At 43.7% G+C, this 17,067-nt stretch carries 16 protein-coding genes; 2 read left to right on the top strand and 14 right to left on the bottom strand.

The genetic code is table 11. From position 1 onward, the window contains the following. Window positions 1–82: 82 nt before the first annotated feature. From AC0YOD_RS23860 to AC0YOD_RS23845, 4 genes are all read right to left on the bottom strand, one after another. Window positions 83–1,216, bottom strand: coding sequence for a glycoside hydrolase family 88 protein (locus AC0YOD_RS23860; RefSeq protein ID WP_475801837.1), 1,134 nt, complete (start codon window positions 1,214–1,216; stop codon window positions 83–85). Window positions 1,217–1,256: 40 nt separating this feature from the next. Further along, the gene (locus AC0YOD_RS23855; RefSeq protein ID WP_475801836.1) at window positions 1,257–3,098 is read right to left on the bottom strand and encodes a heparinase II/III domain-containing protein; all 1,842 of its coding nucleotides are present in this window, start codon (window positions 3,096–3,098) and stop codon (window positions 1,257–1,259) included. A gap of 108 nt (window positions 3,099–3,206) precedes the next feature. Next, window positions 3,207–4,100 (bottom strand): sugar phosphate isomerase/epimerase family protein, encoded by an 894-nt coding sequence (locus AC0YOD_RS23850; RefSeq protein WP_475801835.1) that lies wholly within the window; start codon window positions 4,098–4,100, stop codon window positions 3,207–3,209. Then, on the bottom strand, window positions 4,072–4,881 hold the full coding sequence (locus AC0YOD_RS23845; RefSeq protein WP_475801834.1) for a phytanoyl-CoA dioxygenase family protein: 810 nt from the start codon (window positions 4,879–4,881) through the stop codon (window positions 4,072–4,074). The genes AC0YOD_RS23850 and AC0YOD_RS23845 overlap by 29 nt, the downstream gene beginning before the upstream one ends. Window positions 4,882–5,068: 187 nt before the next feature. On the opposite strand from AC0YOD_RS23845, the gene AC0YOD_RS23840 reads away from it, so the two are divergent. Continuing rightward, window positions 5,069–5,863 (top strand): helix-turn-helix domain-containing protein, encoded by a 795-nt coding sequence (locus tag AC0YOD_RS23840; protein ID WP_475801833.1) that lies wholly within the window; start codon window positions 5,069–5,071, stop codon window positions 5,861–5,863. A gap of 154 nt (window positions 5,864–6,017) precedes the next feature. Here AC0YOD_RS23840 and AC0YOD_RS23835 read toward each other — a convergent pair whose 3' ends face one another. From AC0YOD_RS23835 to AC0YOD_RS23800, 8 genes are all read right to left on the bottom strand, one after another. Beyond that, a complete protein-coding gene (locus AC0YOD_RS23835) occupies window positions 6,018–6,608 on the bottom strand; it encodes a TetR/AcrR family transcriptional regulator (protein ID WP_475801832.1) in 591 nt (196 codons plus the stop codon). A 41-nt stretch (window positions 6,609–6,649) separates the two neighbouring features. Beyond that, window positions 6,650–7,810: a YhgE/Pip domain-containing protein gene (locus AC0YOD_RS23830; RefSeq protein WP_475801831.1), complete on the bottom strand. Its 1,161-nt coding sequence runs from the start codon at window positions 7,808–7,810 to the stop codon at window positions 6,650–6,652. Window positions 7,811–7,942: 132 nt separating this feature from the next. Then, complete coding sequence (gene tatC / locus AC0YOD_RS23825; protein ID WP_475801894.1) at window positions 7,943–8,695, bottom strand: twin-arginine translocase subunit TatC; 753 nt, start codon at window positions 8,693–8,695, stop codon at window positions 7,943–7,945. Window positions 8,696–8,822: 127 nt separating this feature from the next. After that, window positions 8,823–9,056 carry a twin-arginine translocase TatA/TatE family subunit gene (tatA, locus tag AC0YOD_RS23820; RefSeq protein ID WP_475801830.1) on the bottom strand — a complete coding sequence of 78 codons (234 nt, stop codon included), beginning with the start codon at window positions 9,054–9,056 and terminating at the stop codon, window positions 8,823–8,825. A gap of 73 nt (window positions 9,057–9,129) precedes the next feature. Continuing rightward, a complete protein-coding gene (locus AC0YOD_RS23815) occupies window positions 9,130–10,185 on the bottom strand; it encodes a molybdopterin-binding protein (RefSeq protein WP_475801829.1) in 1,056 nt (351 codons plus the stop codon). Then, window positions 10,182–10,676, bottom strand: coding sequence for a MogA/MoaB family molybdenum cofactor biosynthesis protein (locus AC0YOD_RS23810; RefSeq protein ID WP_475801828.1), 495 nt, complete (start codon window positions 10,674–10,676; stop codon window positions 10,182–10,184). The genes AC0YOD_RS23815 and AC0YOD_RS23810 overlap by 4 nt, the downstream gene beginning before the upstream one ends. A gap of 26 nt (window positions 10,677–10,702) precedes the next feature. Beyond that, window positions 10,703–11,182 carry a cyclic pyranopterin monophosphate synthase MoaC gene (moaC, locus tag AC0YOD_RS23805; protein ID WP_475801827.1) on the bottom strand — a complete coding sequence of 160 codons (480 nt, stop codon included), beginning with the start codon at window positions 11,180–11,182 and terminating at the stop codon, window positions 10,703–10,705. Between the two features lie 29 nt (window positions 11,183–11,211). After that, window positions 11,212–11,808, bottom strand: a complete 597-nt coding sequence (locus AC0YOD_RS23800; protein ID WP_475801893.1) for a 5-formyltetrahydrofolate cyclo-ligase — start codon at window positions 11,806–11,808, stop codon at window positions 11,212–11,214. 163 nt (window positions 11,809–11,971) lie between these two features. Here AC0YOD_RS23800 and AC0YOD_RS23795 point away from each other — a divergent pair, with 163 nt between their 5' ends. Then, window positions 11,972–13,909, top strand: a complete 1,938-nt coding sequence (locus AC0YOD_RS23795) for an ABC-F family ATP-binding cassette domain-containing protein (protein ID WP_475801826.1) — start codon at window positions 11,972–11,974, stop codon at window positions 13,907–13,909. A gap of 112 nt (window positions 13,910–14,021) precedes the next feature. On the opposite strand, the gene AC0YOD_RS23790 is transcribed toward AC0YOD_RS23795, so the two are convergent. Together AC0YOD_RS23790 and AC0YOD_RS23785 are read right to left on the bottom strand one after the other, a co-directional pair. Next, on the bottom strand, window positions 14,022–14,672 hold the full coding sequence (locus AC0YOD_RS23790; protein ID WP_475801825.1) for a response regulator: 651 nt from the start codon (window positions 14,670–14,672) through the stop codon (window positions 14,022–14,024). Further along, window positions 14,650–17,046 (bottom strand): ATP-binding protein, encoded by a 2,397-nt coding sequence (locus tag AC0YOD_RS23785; protein ID WP_475801824.1) that lies wholly within the window; start codon window positions 17,044–17,046, stop codon window positions 14,650–14,652. Before AC0YOD_RS23785 ends, AC0YOD_RS23790 begins: the two co-directional genes overlap by 23 nt. Between the last annotated feature and the right edge of the window lie 21 nt (window positions 17,047–17,067).

Raw genomic sequence — 17,067 nt, 5'->3', positions numbered from 1 at the left:
AGTGAACTGCACCTCCATTGTTAGTCTTGTCTAACAATGGAGGTGCAGTTCATTTTGCGGTCTGCCTTCTTCCTCTTTTATCCTACCAGAACGTTGATGAATCTCCTTTTAAGCGAGCTAAACCTTCGACAAAGAAATAATCACCATAGATCAGCGGCACATCAATATTTCTTCTCTCCGGATAGTGGCTTGTCCCATGCAAGATCAAGCCCTCTTCACTATGATCATCCCAAGCTCCATAATTCTCGTACATGGATTGCAGTATTTTCTCTCCCGCATGCTGATAAAGCTCTGCTTCCTCTTCTGGAACAGAAGCTGCAATTTCAAGTAAGCCGCATGCCGCACAAGCGCCTGCAGAAGTATCACGGTATCGCTCAATACCCGATGGCAGTCGGAAATCCCAATGTGGAACGTTGTCCTCTGGCAGATTGGCGATAAAGAAATGCGCAACCCGCTTCGCTGCCTCCAAATATCTACTCTCTCCCGTATAGCGATAGCTCAGTGCCATTCCATAGATGGCCCATGCTGCTCCTCTTGACCACGCAGATTCCGGCGCAAATCCTTGACCGCCATTTACACTCTCAAACTCTCCGGTTTCCGCATTGAAAATTACAATATGATTGACGGAACCATCAGACCGTATAAAATGTTCGATCACCGTATCCGCATGCTCCATCGCCAAATGCTTAAATCTAGGATCTCCTGTCGTTTCACTAGCCCAGTAAAGCAGCGGCAAATTCATCATACAATCTATAATAGCCCAGCCTTCATTTCGCTGCCCTTCACCCCATGGATTCCATGCACGTATATAATTGCCTTTCACATTAAATCGACCGCTAAGCACGCTTGCCGCAAGCAGCGCCCTTCTACGTGACTGTTCTTCCCCAAGGAGTTTATATCTTGCGACGCTTGTCAGCGACCACATAAAGCCAATATCATGATCAAGCCGATCATATCCGTAGAGTACCTCGTCCAGCTGCTTTTCACAAGCCTCTGCAATTTCCTTATAGCGGTCATCTCTCGATTCAGGATCACGGTAGAGCAGCCAAAGCATACCTGGCCAAAATCCAGCTGTCCACCAATTCGGCGCTTCCAGCACATAAGCTCCGTCAACACTTGCATGCGGAAATCTAGCTCCTATGCGTTCGCTCGTTCTCGTTACCTTCTCATGCACGTGCTCCCATGCCTCTTGCACCCAGCTTTTCTCCTGCTCCATAACTCTCAGCTCCTCACTTCATTTTCAAGCTATTTGTTCATTACGATTGAAATTGAAATAAAAAACGACTCTTGATCCTAACTCTATCGCTAGTCTCTGAAATCAATGCGAAATCTAGCGTATACCAGAAACGCTCGCGTCCATAATGGTCAACATCGCTTCTAGCCGTTATAGCAGGCTCCCATTCCTGATTATCATAAAAAATATCCAGCTGTTTCTTACCTTCTAAACGGAACTGGCCTTCCTTGACTTTAACGGGTTCGAGTAAGCATATAAATCGCTCCACTACGTTTCGCTTGTCTATATCTCCTCCAGAATCAGAGAAGACGATTGTATCGGTAATCGTCAACGATGGAAGCTCCGTCTTGCTCCAATGGAAGCGACGCTCAAGCTCCACAAGCTGCTCATTCGTGTAAGCTCCGCTCATCTCAAGCGTGAATAGATCATCCGTCTCACTTGTCACTGTTTCATTCACCGTACATTTGAACATCCGCCCATTACGTTGATGTTCTCCGCCGATAATAGGAACGGAATGACCTTGTGACCCATTACACCAAAAATCATACCGCTCTGAGCCAAAATATGACGATGTGTACTCGCCGCTGCCTAAGTCTGCCAGATACGTATCTCCATCACCATGCAAAATAAAGTGACCGACATCATTATGATTATGCGGCTCATCATTATGCCCGCCCTTTGCTGCAAAGCTCCAGTTGTCGCCCTTCTTTCCTACATGACGAGACAGAAGCCATTGCGTATCAGGCATATAATGTGACTCAGCCGGCCACATCGATTGGCTTTCCTCCACTGCTGAATCCGCTTTCAACTCTTTCGTCCAAAGCAGATTACGAATTGCCGGTGCCCAGCGGCCGCAATGATCCGCAGTATACGATGCTCTTAGACTCCTATCAGGAATTACGACATCCTCATACACATCATGCAGGAAGCAGCTTAACCCCATGAAAATGCCGCACTCAGCCATGGAATCCGAGAAGTTAACCACGGTATTAGCGTCTGTAAAACATTTCTGCTGAAAGCGAGCAATTTCCTTCACTTTACTAGAACGAAACAGGTTGATCCCGCCATCTGTTGCTGCCTTTAATAACTGAGCAAAGTATACATAAAAACCGAACCCGTACTGCCAATACATATAGCCTTCCGCGCATGCCCCGTCATCACCAAAGCCGGATAAATAACATTCAAGCGCCCCGAGCACTCGTTCCAGAACCTCAGCCAACCGCTCCGTATCTTGAATCAGATGAATGGCTGTCGCTCCAATGGAACCCGCGCATACTGCAGCCCAATTATGATCAGATCTCTCCCAGAAGAAGGGACCTTCTTCAAGGAATGGAACCAATAATCGTCGTTCTATTTCATCCCTGATTCGTTTTTGCAGCAGAGGAGGCAAGCTCTCCTCATTCAGCACTAGCACCTCGCTAAGCGCAAAACCGGTTTCAGCAGCGAATAAATCAATTGCCATCTTATCCGAATGCATATCGAAATGAGCAGGAAGACACCATGTATACTCATTGCATAGACTCCAAATCGTATTATGAAATGCTTCTACATACGCTGCATGGTCTGGCTCAAGCATAGACAAAATCGCAAATGTGTTCAGCCTTTTTCGCCTTTCAAAATAAACATGTTCATAGGTCAGCCGCTCTCCGCTGTCACTATATATACGGAACAATGAATAGGTAAGCTCTGGGTCACTCTCAACCAACATTCGCTCCGCTTCTGCTTTTACCTCAGCAATAAGTGATCGATTCCAATCTGATTCCATTCTCGCTTTTAGCTCCGAGAGTGTGCTTCCCGCTCCAAGCAGTGACATCCCCTGCTTCCTGCTGCTCTGAAGCGCTTCCATAATCAGCTCGATTTTCATGTTTTCCCCCTTTTTTATCCAAAATACGTTTTGTAAATTATAACCTACTTCCTTTTGTAGGTGTCAATTATTTATAAAAAAGCCCCCGGCTTCACCGGGAGCTTTCATTCACTTCTTTACATTTGTCAAATCTCCCCACAACTCCCTTGCGATTCGGGCGAACAATAAGGATTGCGACCAACGATCGCTCACCTCACTCGCCCCTCCTTCAAGCCCCTTCCTTGTCATGGCATATGGCGGAGGACCCAATTCACAAACAAACGGAAAGACCTCATTCGCGTCCGCAGTATGCAGCCAATTACTCATGCCAGCCGACCACCAGCGTTTGTAATTCTCCATCATCGGTTGCAACGTTTGATCCTCGATATCGACTTGAATTTGCTCACCGTTTGACACCCTTGCATGGATGCTTGAGGTTCTCGAAAGCAGCTTCTGCAAGTATAGCTCTGCTTCGTCGGATATCGTAAGCATTTCCCCTGCTAATATATAATGAGAAAAGTCGATCGTCAGCCGCAGTTCCTTTAGCTTCTCAATCATTCTAACCGTACGGATCAAGTCTTGCGTAATTGTGCCGCGATGGGTTTCGATAAAAACTGGAATCCCTGCACTTTTGGATAAATCGATGATACTGCAAATGAGTTCTTCCGCCGGTTCATCAATCAAAAATGGAGTCAACACTTGTGCGTTTATGAATTGTATATGACCATAATTCTCTGCACCCTCCAGAAAACGTTCCATTTCTGAAGCACTTTTGGGATAAGCATTCACGCTAAAAGATAGGCCGTTTGCTTCTAAGAGCGAGCGCCAATCATTCGCATCCGCCGGGGCAGGAATGAACCCATTAATCCCATCGAATCCAGCCTGCGCGATGCGTTCTATCCGTTCTTCCGTGCTCCATACCTTGCCGTTAACGCCCAGTCCAGTCATCGTCCACCATGACATTTGAACCTCCATTCGCGGCTTAATGCTTGGTTTAATGAGGGTATGAGATTTCGAATTCAATGCCGCATGGCCCTCCATTCGGATTGTTCTCCAGATCCGCAATCGTACCGTCCTCTCGGAATAAAGGACGATAATGGGCACCTATATGCGTAGCTGACTCATTTGCATAATGACTAATGAACGCTCTGCGGAAGCGATCCTTTGTCTTGTTCCGGTAGGAGCCATGAATCAGATTACCGTTAAAGAAGAGGACATCTCCTTTATCCATGACGGCCGGGATGGGTTTCTCATCCTTTGGAGGTTTTACGTAATGGGTAGTAAAAGACTCGTTGGGATCAGCCAATTCTGGACAGACAATCTCGTGTCGATTAGACTTCGGCACGATGAGGAGTCCGCCGTTCTCTTCATCGGCTGCATCGACAGCCGTCCATGCAGCAATACAATTGCCTGGCTCCACTTTCAAATAGAAATTATCCTGATGAAGCGCTTGCCCCCGCGAACCCGGAGGCTTGAAATAAAACATGCTTTGAGCCGCGAGTGCTTCCTCTTCATACAAGTCCGCAAGCACGTCCATTACTGGTTTATGCAGCATATATTTCATTGCGGTTTCATTGTATCGATGCGGATGCATAACCCTCGGGTAGCGTTTTAGCGGATCTGTGGATAATGCATCCAGCTGCGGTTCAAAATAACCTGGGATAGTTTGATGACTAAGCTCCTCAAAGGCAGTTTCGATTTCAAGCAGGTTTTCTTTCGTGAACAATCCTTTTACAATCAGGTACCCTTCGATTTCAAACCTCATCTTCTGCTCCTCGGAAAGTATCCTTAGCATATAGCTCATATAGCCTGCCAGCCCCCATTTCATTGTTGTTGCGATCATGCTGTTAGTATAAGAGCATTTGCTGAAAGAATGAATTATCGATCATGCTATATACTCATGCGATTCTGCTATCCTCTTGATTCAAAGCCTTATACCGACTATGCTGTAACCATCAAAGATGTCGTTGGTTATGGGAGGACATTATACTATGGAGGATAATCAAAAAGGTCTGGTTCAGGGAAATATATTTGGCGGCCATTTCAACAATCCTGATACTTATATATCGAAGCGGCCTAATGGTATGAGTGATTGGTTGATCGTCTATACACTGGATGGCGAAGGATATTTTAAGACACCGGACGATGATAAGAAGTGCGGTGCGGGCGACGTAACGATTCTCAAAGCGCACACGCCTCATCAATATGGCACAATGCCGGAGAAATATTGGCATTTTGTCTGGGCCCACTTCACTCAACAGACACTAGAGACCTATCTGCTCCCGGCCGAAAGCTTATATCAGCTAAACATAGAGAATAGCTCGACACGCAAACGTATTTACCGAGCATTCAGACGCATTCTCGCAGATTCCAGACAACAGAACAAATACGGACAGGAGCTATGTATGAATGCCCTGCGGGAAATTTTTCTCCTCCTGCTTCAGCGAACCGTACAAAGGGTCGACCCGCGCGTTGAAGAAGTGCTTCACATCCTGTCTCAGCGTTTACAAGAACCCATCCTTATCGAACCACTGGCCAAATCAGTAGGTTTATCCGTTTCAAGACTTTCCCATTTGTTTAAGCAATGCACCGGGCATTCGATTATTGATACGGTAAACCGCATGCGTGTGCAACAGGCTGCTTTATTAATGGAGCACACCGACAGAAACGCTTCGGAGGTCTGTAATGAAGTCGGATTTCTCAATTACAACCATTTCAGCAGTCAATTCCGTAAGGTTTATCATATGTGTCCCTCTCAATTCAGAAAGAACAAGAGGGATGCATGATAAGGATGGGTCAAGATTACAACTTATAATTGAAATCTCGATCACTTCTTGATTAGTGGATAGACACGTAAAAACCCGTAGGATAGTCACTTTTTTCAAAGTCACCATCTTACGGGCTGCTGTTCATGATCTCTTGTATATCGTCACTTACTACCTATTTACTGTTGTACTGCAAGGCATTTAAAATAAAAATCGTCATATCCTCGACCATTTGATCAACCGTTATCGACTCGACATCATACAGTACATCCCAATAGGAAACATGTCGATAGAATAGCAATGTGCCTATAATGGACATTAGTGTCGAATCCAATGAGCGATAATGAAATACTCCTTGTTCCCGTCCTTGCTCAATCCAATTCCTTAACTGCTGCCAAATCGGTATGGCATGCAATTGAATTTTTTGGATACGGGCCGTATTCATAACGATTTCCTGCTGAATGATTTTAATGAGTTCAGGTTCACTGTTACGATATACCGTTACTTCTCGAATAACGAGCTCAACACCTTTTACCGGATCTAACGAGGTATCGACTTGAGCAATTTGAGCATTTGGAAAAAAATTTTCGAATAAGGCGCCAAACATATTTTCTTTTCCGCCAAAATGATAGGATACGAGTGCTACATTCGCACCTGCCTCCTCGCATATTTGACGCACAGTCGTTTTTTCGAAGCCATATTGGGCAAAAAGCTTTTTAGCTGCTGACAATATTCTTATTTTGATATCCGCATCTCCTGTTGTCATTTCGATCCTCCAAAGTAACTCAATTTATTAGTTTGAATGGACTATGCGCTCTGACTAGCGATTGCAGGCGCTGCTTGTTGTTTGGTTTTGCGTTTTAACCCTACAGCCAGCATGCTTATTGCCAAAGCGATTACAATAACAACCACGAGCGACCATGCATCAGAGGTTACAGAAGGTCCCCCGAACAAAATATTCATATTCCCTTCCACCGCGTATGTCGCAGGAAGAAAGCTTCCCAGCTTAAGGTAAAAGTCCGATAGAAGCTCACGCGGCACAATCGCACCCGATGTCACGAGTTGTGCAGACAATAACATAATATTAAACAACATGCCAGCCATTCCAAACAGGTAAAGGAACATTTGAGTAACAAATATGAATGTCAGAAGGAACAACAACTGGAACAACCAGAGATGAAGGAAGCCCTGCTCCATTTGACCTCCGAAAGAAACTAATAAAGTAGAACCAACCAAAGAAACGATTACAGCTGCTATTATATTAATGATACTTCTTGCACCGAATCTGTACCATTTACCGACAGTCCCGCTAATCATCATGGAGGATTGCTCGAAATTCATCCCCATTATCATCGCTCCGACGAAAGAGGCTAGAACCATCATCATAGGAACCATTTGATTATTCATACCCTTTACAACATTTGTCGTTTGAATATCAGATGTTACACGCTCTGATAATCCTTGCGCTGCTGCTGTTGCCTGCTCAGCTGGCACATTCAAGCTGCCAAGTACATTTTGCACACCGCCTGAGACCGCTTGCCCATTAACCTCAGCTGTAATACTCGCAGCTGCTCCGCTCATGATGCTTTTAATAAGTGCGGGGTTAGACTCATTGATGAGATATTGAATTTTAGCCGTATTCTCTGCCGATGCAACATTCTGAGAGAAATCAGATGGGATCACGACCACCATTTGAAGCTCACGCTCATCCAGCTGCTGCTTTGCATCCGCTAGACTAGCAATCTCTGTCATGTCGAAAGGCAGCTTTTCAACTAGTTGTTTGGAAATTTGCTGACCCATTTGCTGGTCCTCATTCACAACTGCAATGCGCAGCTGATCTACACGGTCAGTCACTCCATTATAGCCAGTCATCCAAATGACCGAGAAAATCACCTGAAACATGATAGCAGTAATAAGACCTACCCATGTTGTTGGTCGCTTCATAAAGGCTTGTAATGCTTTTTTCATATCTATCCACTCCTGTTTTTCTATTTAAACAACTGTTTTAAACGATTGTTTAAATATTACGCATCACACCTGATTTTGTCAATAGGAAAAGAAAAGAAAAAAAAGAAGAGGAACAAGATCCTCTTCTTTCCTTTATGCATGATCAATGGATTGATCAAATTCAGCTTCCCATTTCGCATCGGCGGCAAGCTGTTTTTTGTATACCGTTCCAGAAAGAAACACACTAATTTCATATAAGAGAAGCAGCGGGATCGCTACTAAAATGTCAGATATGAAGTCTGGCGGAGTAATAACGACTCCAATAACGATCATGATGAAGTAAGCAAGACGCCGCATTTTGCGAAGCCTAGTCGGATTCAATAATCGGATTGCGGTTAGGAACATAATAACCAGCGGTAATTCGAACAATAAAGAAATAGGAATCAGCAGATTAAACATAAAAGCAAAATATTGTGCAATGCCGTAAGTTTCTTCGAGATTCAAATGCTGCGATACGGATCTTGTAAAGCCGAAGGCAAGCGGAAACACGACGAAATACGAAAAAGCTAAACCTAATAAAAACATAAAAAGCGCGAACGGCACGTATTTCAACGTGGAACGCTGCTCATTTTTACGCAAAGCGGGTTTTACGAATGCCCACAGTTGATAGGCAATAACAGGCATCGAAATCGTCAAGGCAATAACAAATGCAAACTTCATGTACATGCCTATTCCGTCCCAAAGCGAAAACGTATGTAAAGAAATCGTATTAGCGGGTTTCTGACTCATTAAAAAATTGTAAGCCGGCTCTGCAAAGATAATACCGACGACTAACCCTAAAGTAAGTATAATTAAAATATAGATAAGCCGTTTTCTCAGCTCACCAAGATGCTCCAAAACAGGCATAAGTCCTTCTTCGCGAAGCAGCCCTCTACGAGACTTCTGCTCATTTTTTGGGTTTGATTCTGTTCCCACATGCTTACCTCCTTCGCCTTACGCTGCATCCTTTTAATCAAGAAAAAAGCGGGCCCGATTAGTCCGGAAGCCGCTTAGTATCTTTATCATTATTTTCAGAACGATTCACTTCTGCACGACTGGAATCCCGGTCTTTACGATCATCGTCATCCATTATATCTCTTGCTCCAGCTTTGAACTCTCGCAATGTTTTACCAAATGCACGGCCAAGCTCCGGCAATTTATTTGGTCCAAACAGCAGCAAAGCTACTAGTACGAGCAGTATAACACCTGTTGCACCTATTCCACCCATTAGATAAACCTCCTATATGATTACTTTATCATTAGCGCTAGATCAACCTTTGTCGTTCGAGATCTATACGCGACTAACAGCTGTACAACCCGCCATATCCCATACTAACAATATCCTCACGGACGATTTTGTCTCCTGCAAGAATACGAGGCAGAAGAACATCGAAGGACGTGTATGGATCATGCATCACACAGCCCGGCAAGCCCATAATGGGAACATCGTTTATGTAGCCCATGAGAAGCATCGAGCCTGGCAGCATAGGTGTGCCGTAGCTAATAATTTCCGCACCTGATGCTTTGATAGCACCTGGAGTACGATCATCAGGATCTACGGACATTCCGCCAGTTACTATTATCATATCATACCCTTGATCTAGCAAATAGTGTATTTCCTTGACAATTGTTTGTCGATCATCCGTAGCAAATCGCTGTTCAGCAACTTCTGAGCCAAGCTCCTCCAGTTTCTTTTGAACTGCAGGACCAAATTTATCTTGAATTCTGCCGTTAAACACTTCACTGCCAGTCGTAAGCAAGCCAGCTCGAAACTTCTGAAAAGGACGAATATGCAATGGATCGGCACCATTATTATCGAGCCGATATTGCGCAGCTAGTCTTTCTACCGTTTCTACCTTAACCCTCGGCACAACAAGCGGTATGGCTCTTGTAGCTGCAATCATTTGTCCGGGCTTAACAACTGTATTGGTCTTGAGTGTTGCCAATGCGATCTCACCAAGATCATTTATATGATCTACCAATTGTTTATCGATACTGGCTAAACCAAGCAATTTTGACTTTATGCTTACCTTGCCCTCATGAGGCTCCGTTAACTGCATCTGGTCGCCATACAAAGCCTCGGCCATGCGAATAGCGGCATCATCCTCATGCAGCTCGCTTTCTCCAAGCTCCATAATATAGATGTGCTCTTTACCGATATCTAGAAGACTAGAAATATCTGCTTCTGTTATGACATGTCCTCTTTTGAATAAGCGTCCTTTGAATTGACCCGGAATAATTTGTGTCAAATCATGAGCCAATCGCAAACCAATTGCATCATAAACGGCTACTTCCTTCAGCACAGTTGATCCATGCTGTACGCTTGCTTCATCTGAACGATGCTGATCCTTGCTCATAGATTATGTTCCCCCAGTTGACCGGATAAAATTCCCAGCGCATGCGGCAATTGATCTATAATGGCCATCAAGCTCTCCTGTACACCCTTTGGACTGCCAGGCAGGTTAATAATAAGTGAGCTTCCTCTAATCCCAGCTACCCCTCTAGAGAGCATGGCTCTTCTTGTCTTCTGCAGCGCTCCTATGCGCATTGCTTCCGCAATACCTGGTACAGAGCGATCAATGACTTTCAGCGTAGCCTCCGGCGTTACGTCACGCTGAGCAAGTCCCGTTCCTCCTGTTGTAAGCACAAGATCGGCATGGAAGTATTCCGTCATTTCAATAAGTGCTGCCATAATTTCGTCCTGCTCATCTGGAACAATGCGGTAATCAACAATTTCCCCGCCTATTTCCTCTTCAATTAACTCACGAATAACCTGCGCGCTGGTATCTTCCCGTTCTCCGCGTGAGCCTTTATCGCTTGCTGTTAATATCGCTACTTTCCACCGCATTTTCCATTCCTCCCATCCTCGTTCTCTTATGGGTTTGACGAAACATGATAATCCCCGCTCTTGCCTCCGGTTTTGGATACGAGCTGCGTCGGACCAATTATCATATCCTTTTGCATCGCCTTACACATGTCATAAACAGTAAGGGCTGCAGCTGACACAGCGGTCAGCGCCTCCATTTCAACGCCTGTCTTTCCTGTCGTCTTCACAGTTCCTTCTATGTAAAGTTCATCCGTTCCATTATCGCTAAAAACGATATTTATGCCTGTCAGAGGAAGCGGATGGCACATTGGAATCCAATCTGCTGTTTTTTTGGCTGCCATAATTGCGGCAACCTGAGCTACTGCAAGCACATCGCCTTTTCCAATCTTGCCTGCTTTTATTTGTGCCAATGTACTTGGGTTCATTTTAACCATTGTTTCAGCGATTGCGGTTCGTGAGGTGACTTCCTTATCTGAAATATCCACCATTCGCGCTCGGCCTTGTTCATTAAAATGAGTTAGTTCCATAGCTTTTCCTCCTCTCTGTCCTAAATCGCTTAAAGCTTATATATGTGTTGTTCTGTTAGTATTCCATCCATAGGTAAGTCATGAATTTCTAGCGGGACTTGCTCAATAAGCTGCATTTCAAAAGCCGTACCTATCCATAACGTTCTATCCGAAGATTTCAAGCTCCCTTGCCGAGACTCTGCAAATCGGTCATAATAACCGCCTCCGTAGCCAAGCCGACCGCCTCTGCGATCGAATGCAAGTCCTGGAACAAATATGGTATCTATCAAATAATCTTTATCAATTGGAGGACTAATAGCCGGATCCGGCTCCATAATACCATAAGCACCAGAGGAAAGTTCGTCCCAATTCTTCATGGAGTGAAGGGTCATCGAACGATCAGCAGCAAGGCAGCGCGGTACGATTACCGTTTTCCCTGTTTCCCATCCCCATTCGATAAGCTTCGATAAATCGAGTTCGCTGCGAAATGGCACATATACCATAAATGAGCTTGCAGATCGACTCTCCAGCAAAAGCTGCGCTTTTGCGCATGCCGCCTCTGACCAAATTTTTCGTTGCTCAGCGGTTACAAGATTTCGTTTCTGTGTCATTTCTCTTCTTATGTAAGCTTTCTTATCCCGTTCCATTCGATCGGCCAAAGAGTTCACCTATTCCGCTTTCGATCTTTATATTTCATTAACTGTAGTTTACCACTGTTATGTAACTTTCGCCAATGTTAGCGCTTGTTTATGGTACACTAATATAGAATGTAAGCAACGTTCTTTACAATTATTTGGTGGAGGTTTCAAAATGCTGCTGCAGGTTTCCAACATTACGAAGAGCTACGGCGTGAACGTCGTATTATCAAATATTTCCTTGCAGGTTCAAGAACGTGAACGAGTTGGCCTCGTTGGCGTGAACGGTGCCGGCAAATCAACACTATTAAAGATTATCGCAGGTGAAATGTCTGCTGATTCTGGTGCCATTCATAAGGCGAAGGAAACAAAAATCGGTTATCTGGCACAAAATAGCGGGCTTCAGTCCAATCGCACAATTGAAGCTGAAATGCGTGCTGTATTTGCGCATTTGCTTGAAGCAGAGCAAGAGCTGCGTGAGCTTGAGATCAAAATTTCTGATCCTGCTCTTCATGCGGACGAGAAAAAATATGCAGATACATTAGATCGCTATTCGAAACGATCAGACTGGTTCCGTGAGCAAGGCGGCTTCGAGATTAATACGCGCATCAATAGCGTTCTGCACGGGATGGGATTCGGAGATTTCCCCCCTGATACCATAATTGATACCTTAAGCGGTGGTCAAAAAACCCGTTTGGCATTGGCGCGTATCCTGCTTCAAGCTCCCGAATTGCTCATGCTTGATGAGCCTACCAACTATCTGGACATTGAAACACTGACATGGCTGGAATCCTATTTAAGGGGTTATTCCGGCGCGATTCTTGTCGTCTCTCATGACCGTTATTTCCTAGATGCGCTTGCTCAAACGATCATTGAAATCGAGCGCCATACATCCAAGCGCTACACAGGCAATTACAGCCGTTATATGGAATTGAAAGCTGCTGAGTATGAAATCAATTTGAAGCATTTTGAGAAGCAGCAGGATGAAATATCTCGCTTGGAGCAGTTCGTACAGCGCAATCTCGTTCGCGCTTCAACGACCAAACGAGCACAAAGCAGACGTAAGCAATTAGACAAGATGGATCGTTTAGATAAGCCGCTAGGTGATTTGAAAAAAGCATATTTCTCTTTTGAAATCGAACGTGCGACAGGCAAAGACGTTCTTTCTGTTGATGATGTTTCCGTTACTTTTTCTGGTCATGACAAGCCTATTTTCAAAAATGTTTCTTTCAAGCTTACACGCGGTGAAACCGTTGCACTAATCGGACCTAACGGAATTGGGAAATCAACGCTTCTCAAAGCTATTGTGGGGCAAAATGAACCTACCACAGGTTCCATCCAGTTCGGAACTCACGTCAAGCTTGGCTACTACGACCAAGAACAAACTCGTCTAAACGGACAAAACACCGTTCTTGAGGAAGTATGGGGCAACTATCCTCATATGGAAGAGGCGCGAATTCGAACAGTACTAGGCAACTTCTTATTCAGCGGCGAAGATGTTTTGAAGAGAGTATCTTCACTTAGCGGCGGAGAAAAAGCCCGTGTATCGCTTGCTAAGCTAATGCTGGCTCAAGCTAATGTGCTCATTTTGGACGAACCTACCAACCATCTGGATCTATACAGCAAAGAAGTTCTGGAATCAGCGCTGTTGGATTATGAAGGAACACTGCTATTCATTTCTCATGACCGTTATTTCTTAAATAAAATGGCTGAACGAATTATTGAGCTTCATCCAGCAGGAACCCAACATTTCCTAGGAAATTATGACGAAATGATAGAGAAAAAAAGCGAAATTGAAGAAGAACGTCTCGAAGCATTAGCCAAGCAACAAACCACGAGTTCCAAAGCAACAGCAAGTTCCGACAATAATCCAGCAAACTCTTACGAAGCGAGCAAGCAAGCGAAACGTGATGAGCGGTCAAGACAACGTAAGGTTGAGCAGCTGGAGCAAGATATCGCAACACAAGAGGAGCAAGTTTCTGAATTGGAGCTTCAGCTGACTGATCCTGCCATTTTCAATGACTACATCCGCATTCAAGAAATACAAGCAGCCATAGAAGCATTGAAAGCTTCTCTTGCTGCGGCATATGAAGAGTGGGAGCAGTTCATGTAAAAGCTGATATTAGCGATAAAGGCATGAAATAACACAAACGGCAGGCTAAGGATTAAAACCTTAACCTGCCGTTTGCGTTTTCTAGTTTATCATTCCAGCAGATTAGCTTCCTTTAAAATTGCTCTACTCGAATAATGCCTAAACGCTGAGCTTCCTTGATTGCTTCTGAACGCGAACGAACATTAAGCTTGTCAAAAATGCGAGACAACTGATATTCCACATTCCTTTGACTAACATGAAGCATAACCGCCAGCTCTTTATTACTAATTCCAGTAGCAACTTCATTCAAAATAATTTGCTCTTTTTCATTAATGGAAACATCCTCAATCGCAACCTCTGCACGGCCGATCATGACCTCATGTCTTCTAAGCTGCTTCAACAATGAGATCGGTATTACCGCATCGCCACGCATTGCGCATCGAATGGCATTATGAAGCTGATCTCTTGATACGGTTTTGGAAATAAAGCCTGATACGCCTGATTCAATAAGCAGGTTAAAATGTGAGCCTATCTCATAACCAGAATAGATAATGACCTTCCGTTCGGGATCCTGTTGAATGAGACGCTTCGTCAATTCTAATCCGCTTATACCCGGCATATTTAAATCGCATAAAATGAGATCGAATTGCTGTGTTAAAACAATATCCAATGCTTCAACTGCAGATAAAACGACCGACACCTTCATCTCACTGTCTTGCTCAATCATAGTCTTGGTTCCTTCACCAACGGAAGGATGATCATCAACTAATAAGATACGAATCACGCGATATCCCCCTCTCCGATCTGCCGGTTGTCATGATTTCTGGCAATAAAATAACAACCTCCAGGCCGTCACCGCGTTGTGAATAAAAGGATATGTCACCTTCAAGCCCCGTCACGCGTTCTTTGATACCTGATAAACCCATATGTTCAAACGAAACATTCATCTGATTAACATCCATTCCTACACCATCATCCTGGTAACGGAAATAGATTGTCCCTTTGCGCAGTTCAAGCTCTAATATGACCTGCTTCGCTTGTGAGTGCTTGTCTGCATTACGAAGCAGCTCTTGTACAATTCGGTAAATAGCTGTAATCTGCTCCTCATTGAGCGGTCGACTAATGGTTTGTGCGCGAAAGTCCACAGCAAAATTCACACGCATTTGCGTATGCTCAATAATGGATTCAACAGCTTCCACAACGCCCATTTCCTTCAAAAGCGGCGGTCGAAGTTCATTGCATGTTTCACGGATTTGATGAATAACATCCAGCAATCCTTCTTTTATATCCTCAAGCTCGCTTTCAAGCTTACTAGAAATCGGATGATCCACCATGATTGCTTCAAGCTTCCGATACCAAAGCAGCTGATCCTGAAGGGCAGAATCATGCAAGTCTGCCGCCAGCTTTCTCCGTTCGTTCTCGGACAAACAGAATAATAGACGCAGTACCCAAGGAGAAGTGGAATGCTCTTTACGCACCTCTGACTCTAGGTCTTCAATCAAACCTTCTATTAAATACAAATTTTCAAATACGATGCTCGCATAGTTCGCCATCGTCTTCAACCAACGCACCTCATCAGAGTTAAAACGCGTATGGTTTGTTTTCAGTCCAATCCATAAAATATGATATCTCGTTCTCTGCCGGCCAATGACAAGCCCTAATCCATAAGGCAAATCAATAAGCTCTCCAACCTGAAGCGAATTTACTGTTCCCAATAGAAACTCCGCTGTAATAAGCTCCTCCGGATGTTCACCCATCGGAAGTACCGAGTTTTCTGATTGCTCTACCACTAAGAAATGAATACGGCTAACCGGTAGAAGCTCAGATATTTCTTGTTTAAGCACAGCTTCTAGATCGCCCTGCTTCATTACTCTAGCAATTTTTCGTGAGAAACGATCAAGACTATCCTGATAGCTATACATCGCTTTAAAGAGTTTTGGTCTAAATCGCTGATCAATTTGTTCCTTCACATATAAAAACAACGTCATTCCGATATAGACGACAAAAAATACGCCAAACCAAGCGGACCATGACGGACTGTTCTCACCTAATATTACAAACACGACTAAGGTTGCAACAATAATAGACGGCACTGATGCAAGAGCGGTGTAATATTTAAATCTAGTTAATATAAAATCAATGTCAAACAGTTGATTAGAGGTAGATAAATAGAAATAAACAATTGGAAGCACGAATAAGAAGAGCGCTGTAAACGCTGCAGGCAATATCTGCTTCTCTCCAAATATTTGAGGGAGTAAATTCAATAACGCAAACGGAGTAAATGCAACGAGATGCGAAACTAAAGTAATGGTAAACAAGGAATGTAGCTTGGTTTTCCTATGCTTAATGAACTTCCGAATTAGTGTCGAAACGCATATCAAATTACCTATTAGCACAACTCCGCTAAAGGCCATTTCAACGTAGCTATATACTTTTCCGGAAAATAGATCAGTCCAAATATAAACCAGACTAAATATGCTCACCAAGCCCATTAATCCAAACAGTGCGCGCAATAATTTTTTACTAATGAAATGATCTTCAAATCTTTGTAGATACAGGTTCATAAAGCTCATAAACAATAAAGGAATATTCGGAAGTACGAGATAGATCGTCGTTATACCCATAGGATCTCTGCGATAAGAAGCAGCTGAGCTATAATAACTTAACCCGATCGATAAGAAAAATAGTATAAGTAGTATTGCTGCTTTGTCATTTCTTCTTTTCACATATAGAAAACCGGAAAAAGCACAAAAAATAACGAGTGAAATACCGGGAATATATAATTGAAGCATTAGTTCCCAAACAGAATGCTCTCCCGACCAGCCTTTAGGGAAAGAGATAAACTGTTGTGTACTATTCTTATGCAAGACCAATACATTATCTGCATATTCGATAGAGTTGTATTTTAAGACATTTTTGAATTCTGTTACCGGTTCATTATTTACTTGTAATATTTGATCACCGACAAGTATACCTCTTACTTCTGCTTGGCCTGCTGGCTCAATAGATTTAACAAAGTAACTTTGGTTTGGCCTATTCTCTAGAACAGCTCCAATTGTTGGTATCCTTACTGTAACTGCCGTTAAATAAAAAAGTAAGGAAACAAAAACTGCTAGGAAGAGGATTACAATGATGCGATTAAGTAATGTTGTTCTCATGAGGTCCTCTTCCTTCCGAAC

Source organism: Paenibacillus sp. J31P13 (assembly GCF_056269295.1).
This window is presented reverse-complemented; position numbering and strand designations above follow the sequence as displayed.

Coding starts and splice junctions, on each gene's coding strand:
- moaC (WP_475801827.1), bottom strand. CDS start 11,182: ATGGAACTAACTCATTTTAATGAACAAGGCCGAGCGCGAATGGTGGAT.
- AC0YOD_RS23815 (WP_475801829.1), bottom strand. CDS start 10,185: ATGAGCAAGGATCAGCATCGTTCAGATGAAGCAAGCGTACAGCATGGA.
- AC0YOD_RS23830 (WP_475801831.1), bottom strand. CDS start 7,810: ATGAAAAAAGCATTACAAGCCTTTATGAAGCGACCAACAACATGGGTA.
- AC0YOD_RS23840 (WP_475801833.1), top strand. CDS start 5,069: ATGGAGGATAATCAAAAAGGTCTGGTTCAGGGAAATATATTTGGCGGC.
- AC0YOD_RS23855 (WP_475801836.1), bottom strand. CDS start 3,098: ATGAAAATCGAGCTGATTATGGAAGCGCTTCAGAGCAGCAGGAAGCAG.
- AC0YOD_RS23795 (WP_475801826.1), top strand. CDS start 11,972: ATGCTGCTGCAGGTTTCCAACATTACGAAGAGCTACGGCGTGAACGTC.
- AC0YOD_RS23860 (WP_475801837.1), bottom strand. CDS start 1,216: ATGGAGCAGGAGAAAAGCTGGGTGCAAGAGGCATGGGAGCACGTGCAT.
- AC0YOD_RS23835 (WP_475801832.1), bottom strand. CDS start 6,608: ATGACAACAGGAGATGCGGATATCAAAATAAGAATATTGTCAGCAGCT.
- tatC (WP_475801894.1), bottom strand. CDS start 8,695: ATGCCTGTTTTGGAGCATCTTGGTGAGCTGAGAAAACGGCTTATCTAT.
- AC0YOD_RS23785 (WP_475801824.1), bottom strand. CDS start 17,046: ATGAGAACAACATTACTTAATCGCATCATTGTAATCCTCTTCCTAGCA.
- AC0YOD_RS23800 (WP_475801893.1), bottom strand. CDS start 11,808: ATGGAACGGGATAAGAAAGCTTACATAAGAAGAGAAATGACACAGAAA.
- tatA (WP_475801830.1), bottom strand. CDS start 9,056: ATGGGTGGAATAGGTGCAACAGGTGTTATACTGCTCGTACTAGTAGCT.
- AC0YOD_RS23845 (WP_475801834.1), bottom strand. CDS start 4,881: ATGAGCTATATGCTAAGGATACTTTCCGAGGAGCAGAAGATGAGGTTT.
- AC0YOD_RS23810 (WP_475801828.1), bottom strand. CDS start 10,676: ATGCGGTGGAAAGTAGCGATATTAACAGCAAGCGATAAAGGCTCACGC.